The sequence below is a fragment of the Patescibacteria group bacterium genome (genome assembly GCA_041650895.1).
Lineage (GTDB): Bacteria > Patescibacteriota > Patescibacteriia > 2-01-FULL-39-33 > 2-01-FULL-39-33 > CAISTG01.
In genome coordinates, this window is the sequence record JBAZKF010000010.1 from 1 (window position 1) to 6,993 (window position 6,993).

Sequence of the window (6,993 nt, forward strand, 5' to 3'; positions counted from 1 at the left end):
CATCTCAAACAAAGTTCTAAAAATCATCGCATTGGTGATTATCGTGATCGGAGTCGGAGTCGGCGGCTTTCTAAGTTGGCGATATTATTCCAGTGAAATTAAAAACTTAGAAAATAAAGTAAGCAATAACAATCAAGAAATCACGACTCTTGCTGGTGAAAAAACAACCCTTACTACAAATCTTGAAACTTGTAATACTGAACTTACCACCTTAAAAGAGAAATTTGGCGTAGCACTTTCTGACAAGGAAAAAGCTCAAGCCGCGGCCTCCAAATCAGCCACAGAAGCGTCTAAACAAAAAACCGCTGCTCAACAAGCAAACGCGGCTAAAACTACTGCGGAACAAAATTTATCAAGTTGTGCGTATTATCTTGATGCCGCCGCACAGTTAGCTGATGTCTTAGACACGCAGAAACAATACTACAAAGCGGCAAATGAAAATGTTATCTCTATGTTAAACGCTATGAATGTTGATAATTGGCTTATGGTTCAAAGATACGCTGATTTAGCCGACCAGAATATCGCAAACGCTGAAAGTTATGAGAGCAGAATAAATACTTTATTGGGGTATTTTAATTAAAATAATATGTGGTGTATCATTTTACTTCTAATAGGACTATTCGTTTGGCTTGCGGTTATCTTTCCGTGGCTTTGGATTGTGTATGGAATAATAATGGGAATTATTGTTATATCAGAAAAAAATAACTAATCTTTGCCGAGTATTGCTCCTGCCACTCCGGCTCCGGTAGCTCCACCCACAGCATATTTACCATATTGCTTTGCTATTGCACCAGCTACAGAGGGTTTAAGTTTAGTCGGACCTTTAACGGCTTTCTCTGAAAGAGTATCAATGATGTCAAAAAATGTAGATTGCTTTTTCATACTTTTCTTAAAAATATCTGCCTCTTCCCCTAAACTTATGTTTAGTTTTTCATTTATCATATTATCAACTTCCATTCTAATATCCTTTATTGCCGAGCGCATAGGAGTCCATCTATCATTTTCGTAGAGGTTAGGAAATTGTTTTTCTATCCATTTATCAAACTCTATTCTTGCTTGCCAAGCCCCTGATGTAGTTTTAGGATTTTTATTTATAAAATAAAGCATCTTATCCTGAACTTGCGTATACGCTTTATCAAGAACTTCATCACTTTTAATTGAAACTGGTCTTTCTACTTGTGATAAGCGAGAATTTATTTCGGCAGTATTAAAAGTATAATCATTATCTTTTAAATCTTTAAGAAGTGTTTGGGCTTCTTTTTTGTTTGCCATTTTTGCTTGTCGTATATCTTTACTATAATTTCCTTTCATCTCTATCCCAGCTTCTTGGGCTACTTTTACTCTTTGAATATCATTCGTATTAGGAATAAATTTTTCTTTTGTAAAAGTAGTAGGAGATATTATTTTTCCCGAGGCGTACGCCTCTTCTGCTTCTTTGCCAACTAACCGTGGAGCAAGATATTCTGCGGCTTTCTCAACCTTCTTTGCCGTCCAACCAAATTTTTTAGCAATAAATTTAATAACTGGTGAAGCAACTGCTTCAGTTAATTTAGCCGCGGTTTTTGAAGTTCCTAATACTACACTGCCAACTTCCGCCGCCTCAATTATATTTTCTTTTGGGGTCATCGCCAAAGATGGTTTAACTTCTCCAAAAGGTGTTTGAACCGATCTTGCCTGTTGCTCTTGAATAGTACCACCTTTTAATCCTGTGGCTAAATTTACTGCTGGTCTTATCGCCGCACGAGCCAATGGAGAAACGCCAGTCATTTCAGCGGTTGTTTGGATATTTTCAGGTCTTGTCGCTTCTCCAATTATTGTTTGACCAACTCCCTTGCTTAAAACAGAACCTCCGATACGAACAACCTTATTCCAAAACGACTCTTCTTTCCCCGAAGAAAAATCGGAATAAGCTTCAGGATATTTTGCTTTTACTTTTTGACCAAGCTCAATATCACTTAAATCATCATAAACACCTGGGTATTTTGCTTTAACTTTTTGTCCTAACTCGTTTATATTTGGCATATTTTTATCTTACTCCTAAGGGGTCATTTGAATTAGATTGTTCTCCAGTATCTGATGATTTTTCTCTAAAAGATATTTCTAAATTAGGAGCGACGTGTTCGGGATTTAATCCTTGTTCTTCCGCAGTTTTTCTATACTGATCTCTTAATTGATTATACTGTTTTTGATAAACACCTAATTTGGTTTGTAATATATCTTTAAAAGAGTTTTTTACCGCATCTGGTAAAATTCCACCTTTTTCTTTTAAATACCCGTTATATTTTGCCGCCCATCCTTGAAAAATATTCCCAGATTTAGCCGCACTTGCATACTCGCTTTCCCTTACAACAGAAGATGGGTCTAAACCTTTCATAAATTCATAAACAATCGCTAAATCTCCGGGACCCCCAACTCCAGCATCTATTATTTGTGAGACACTTGCAGATTTATTTTGAACTGCTATAAAATCTTTGACTACGGGTTGGCTTAAAAAATTAGTTTGATACTGCTGTTCATTATTAAGAACTTTTTGACCAAAATCTGTGGCATAAAATTCAGGAGTAAATTTACCTTGGTCTGATTGTTCTGGTCTTCCGAGCGTTCCTTTATAACTCATCGCAATTTGTTGCATCTTCTCAAATTCTTCTGGTTTCATAACTCCGTAAGGATTTCCACCGCCTCCGATATAACCATAAACCGTACCTGGGTTAACCCAGCGACCAAATGTTTTTTCACCATCGCCCTTAGCATTTGATTCATAAGCATACATATTTCCATCTTTATCCATATCTCCCACTATAAGGACGTGTCCAGTTTCATCATCAGAACCAGAAAGTCCTAAATCACGACCATCAGTAATAACTATATCACCAACCCCGATACCTTGTATTCCTCGCGTCCCTAATCTGTCAATCCATTCCTTTTTCTCTCTTAATGTATCCCCCATTGGTTCTGTAATTGTAGACCATTCTTTTCTTGCCACAGTACCGCAATCTCCTCCAGGTCCAAGAGTAATCTCATCTCCTCGCCAAGAAGCACCAGCTTTTACAGTTTCGCGTTTTGCTAAATTATCTTCATAAGTCATTATAGATTTTTGATTTTTAAAGTTTATATCAATAATTTCAAGGGCTTGAGCGTGCTCTCTGGCGTCTCGTTCTGCCTCAAGCAATTCGTCTTTTTTTAGTTGGTAATTATTAAAAGCCATATCATAGCGGTCTTTCGCCGCCGTAGCCATATCCCGATAATTCCCGGCCATCCCAGTAATGATATTTTGAAAAGCCGCTTGATTGATAGCAAGTTCGTCGCCTCTGGTGTTAAGAGATTGGGCAAGAGGGGCGTATCCCGAAATTCCCGCTTTCTTGAATATCTCACTTTCCCCAATTCCTGCCTGTGCCACGCCTGTCTTTTCACGGATTGCTTCCTGTAAGATGTTGGTTGCCATTGTCGGCGAACTGAATTTTGAAACATCAGCCCCTGCTTGCTCAACCTGTCCAGCCAATTCACCAATACCTGCCTCTGGATTAAATCCCGTCGTTGAAGGCGGAGTAATCGGCGTTAAGCCAGCCGAGGGTGCGGCTTCACTTTGAGCGTCTTTAAACTCGTCTGGCAAGTTAGCGCCGTAAGCGTACTGATGAAGAAGTTTCCAATCTTCTGCCGTTGAGGGCATTTTACCTTGTGATTTTCCGAAGGTCTTTAACGCCTCTTGCTCTTTTTGTAAATTTCGCGAAACTGCCATAATGTTGTAGATTATTTCTTATGAAGAAAACGTGAGATTTGTTAATGATTTTTGTTTTTCCTGATAATTATTTAATAGTTGCTGTAAGGTGCTTGCCTCAGTTTGCTTCTTTTGTTCTTCAAGAGTTCCTGTAGTTCCGCCGACTGGAGTATAACCGCTTATCCCGAACTTAGACACCCCTGCCGTGCCGAGTTGCTGTTCTGCCGATAATCCCAAACTTTTTAAGGCACTCTCATAACGGGCTTGTGAGGAAGAACTTGATAATCTGTTATACTGCGGCACAAGACCCTCGTAGAAAAGTCCGCCAAAGGGTTCTTGTGTTGGAGTCGTCTCGGCTCCTGTCGCTCCTTGTGGTATTGCCGCCTCAGATCCTAAGGTTTCAATCGCCTTACCAGTAAAGGTCATTCCCGCTTTTTCCAGTCCCTCTTTGGCTTGACGTATCGCAAGACCCGCCTGACTTCGTTCTTGTTCAAGTTCTGATACCCTCTGTTGTTCAATATCCGCTAAGTTTTGAGTCAACCCTTTCTCTGCCTGGGCGATATAATTCCTGTATTGAGGGTCTATTGTTTCGTCTTTAATCTTTTGAAAGGTATTTAAAATTTCATTAGCGTCAAACTCAATCCCAGGGGGGTAGTTCTTTACGACATCTTTGTATAACTGTTTAAGTTCCGGAGGTAAGTTTGAGCCGTCTATCTTATCATAAGCACTTTGTAGCCGTTGACTTTCCTCAGTTTGAAACGTCTTTGAGGTATAGCCGTATCGTTGGGCTTCTTGTTTAAGAAACGCCTCTAAGTTCTGCGGAGTTTCCTTTCCCCAATTATCAAGCTCCGCTTGCGTTGCCGGTCGGTCAAAGTATTTCTGATAGTAATCATTAACCCACTGAGTTTGCGGATTTTGTCCGCTTACGGGTGCTTGACCTCCCGTTGGTGCTTGCCCAGTCGTTTGACCGCCAGTAGTTGTTTGTATCTCTCCCGTCGGGCTTATGTTCTGAACTTGTCTACCAGCCACCTCTTCCGCCGAGGTGCTTTGTGTCCAGCCTAAATTCTTAAAGTTATTCTCGGCTTCGCTTCCCGCGGATACGCCGACTATCGTGCCAGAGGGCGATTTCCAGTAATTAGTAGTTGGTTGTCCAGCCGTAGTCGGACTAACGCCTGCCGTAGTTTGAAAAGTCGGCGTTTGAGGTTGAGTATTCGTAATCCCGTACTCGGCGTATTTCTCGGGTGTGATTAAATTTCCTTGTAGGTCTTTTGGTCCGCCCACGCCCGATATTTCTTTTGGTATGGCGTTCCCTGTAAGTTCAGTCGGTGTTGTTGCCGCCTTAGCAAATGCTCCCATATCATATCCACTCTTAGCGTCGGCGCCCGATAATGACTGCGGCGTTCCCGTAAAAACCCCATATTGGTACAAGTCCGCGGTGTTGTATTCCGGTAATTTAGTCAGATCAATTCCAAGTTCTTGATACGCTCTTTGCTGAACCGCACCGCCCGTTGTAAGACCTTGCGACCTTAACCAATTATTCCAAGCGATAGCAGGGCTATCACCAGTGCTCGCGATTGAGCCGAGATTGTATTTATTAGCGAGTTCTTGCTCGGCATTAAGTTTGTAAAACTGGCCGCCCTTAATCATTCCTACCTGTCCTCCGGTATCTTTAAATAATTTTCCTTCGTCGGGTGCTTCCATTTGATAACCTTTGCCGTCGGGCGTTCTAATTGTGTATGCCATATAATTTTATTTATATCATATTTAAAATGTTCAATTTAGTCGTAGAAATAGATAAACCAACTTTTTTAGAATTATCTCCCGCAGAAGTTGCAATCGCTCCATAAGTATTTGAAAGATAATAGATTGAGGCAATTGTAAGTCCAGAAGTTGTCCAAACATCGGAAATCTGAACTTTACAAGAAAGTCCAGCGGCTTTTGATTCTTGAGCAAATCCGACAAAAGTTGAGGTAGTCGCTAAATCTACCGCCGATGTTTGATAGATTAACCCTTCGGTCATTACATACTTAAACACAAGATATGAATCAACCGTCCAATCAGTCCAAGACGCTCCATTATACCTTTTCATCGTTCCATTAGCGTAAGTACTTGAACCTTCTTGTTGACATCTAAAATAATTCGTATCGTTTAAAGACCCACTTCGTTTAAAACGCACCCAATAAGTCGTGGCGGCGGTAAAAGTTCTGTTGGCAGGTAAAGTAAAAGCATATTCCGCAAGAGAAGTTGTAAGATCTGCTCCCGCTTTTGTAAAAGTTTCTATTGGTGTTCCATCTGGTGCTCCGCCACTATCGCCTTCTATTGTAATTACTAAATTATCGGTTGGCGTTCCCGTTTTCATCAATTTCAAATACATTATATTAACTTTTCTATCAACATCAGAACCATTAAAAGATTGTGCCTCTTGTTGAAATCCGGTTTTTCCGATGTCAATGTCTCCCGGACCTGTTGCGTTAGTGGTAAATTTAGTTAATGTTTGACCGCCAAAACACACCGCATCTCCCGCCGTAATCGCTTCTCCCGTCGTGAAAGGATAAGTTGTCTGCATCTGACCAATAATGATGTCGGTTGAAGAATCAATGTTTAAAATTGAACCAGCGATGATTACTTTCGTCCCGTCAAATTGAAAATACTGGTCAACGCCGTTTCCCACATACGCTCTCGGCGTTCCGGCGTTGTATTGTAGTTGAATACCTTGATTTCCAAAAGTAGCGTCATTTATGCTTATCGCTTTATTGCTACTGTCTAAAACTATGTTTGTCGTTCCGCCGGTTAAGGTAGTCGCCCCTATTGTGAATCCTCCAATGTTTCCAGTCGGAGCGGAAAGAGAACCGGCAAAAGTGGCATTTCCAGTTGCCCCGTCAAGCGTAATCGTTGCTACGCCAGCGTTAGCGAATACTATTCCACCTTTATGAAACACACCCCCTGAACCGCCCGTAATCGCCCCTGTCGTCGCGTTCCAGGTAATCGTGCCACATTTTAATGCTCCCGAGTAATCAGTAGAAGCAAAAGCAAAATCAGAAAGAATGCTTTTAGCCGAACTGTCTAATCTTAAATTTATAATATCGTTGACTAAGTTTCCAGATGAATTTATCGCCGCCGCAATCGTGGCTGTGCTCCGTGAGGAGATTGTTCCGACAAGGTCAATTAACCCCGTAGCTACGGCGTATTTAATAAGAGTAGCGTCTGCCGCCGCCCCGCAATAAATCCCTTCGCTTCCAAAGTAATATCCTGCGTTCGTGGAATCTGTAAAAGAGGTC

Annotated in this window: 5 protein-coding genes; 1 reads left to right on the forward strand and 4 read right to left on the reverse strand. The window is 41.1% G+C overall.

Annotated elements, in window-relative coordinates; genetic code table 11:
• Positions 1–580 (forward strand): hypothetical protein (locus WC473_06070; protein ID MFA5125352.1); only part of this gene is annotated, 580 nt, incomplete at its 5' end.
• Positions 581–705: 125 nt separating this feature from the next.
• On the opposite strand, the gene WC473_06075 is transcribed toward WC473_06070, so the two are convergent.
• From WC473_06075 to WC473_06090, 4 genes are all read right to left on the reverse strand, one after another.
• Positions 706–2,022 carry a hypothetical protein gene (locus WC473_06075; GenBank protein MFA5125353.1) on the reverse strand — a complete coding sequence of 439 codons (1,317 nt, stop codon included), beginning with the start codon at positions 2,020–2,022 and terminating at the stop codon, positions 706–708.
• Between the two features lie 4 nt (positions 2,023–2,026).
• Positions 2,027–3,736 carry a hypothetical protein gene (locus tag WC473_06080; protein MFA5125354.1) on the reverse strand — a complete coding sequence of 570 codons (1,710 nt, stop codon included), beginning with the start codon at positions 3,734–3,736 and terminating at the stop codon, positions 2,027–2,029.
• Between the two features lie 18 nt (positions 3,737–3,754).
• Entirely contained in the window at positions 3,755–5,458 is a 1,704-nt protein-coding gene (locus WC473_06085; protein ID MFA5125355.1) for a hypothetical protein, read from the reverse strand.
• A gap of 10 nt (positions 5,459–5,468) precedes the next feature.
• A partial coding sequence (locus WC473_06090) for a choice-of-anchor R domain-containing protein (protein ID MFA5125356.1) occupies positions 5,469–6,993 on the reverse strand: 1,525 nt, incomplete at its 5' end.

What these genes read in the sequence shown, in the direction of transcription:
- WC473_06075 (MFA5125353.1), bottom strand. Translation starts at nt 2,022, where the DNA reads ATGCCAAATATAAACGAGTTAGGACAAAAAGTTAAAGCAAAATACCCA.
- WC473_06080 (MFA5125354.1), bottom strand. Translation starts at nt 3,736, where the DNA reads ATGGCAGTTTCGCGAAATTTACAAAAAGAGCAAGAGGCGTTAAAGACC.
- WC473_06085 (MFA5125355.1), bottom strand. Translation starts at nt 5,458, where the DNA reads ATGGCATACACAATTAGAACGCCCGACGGCAAAGGTTATCAAATGGAA.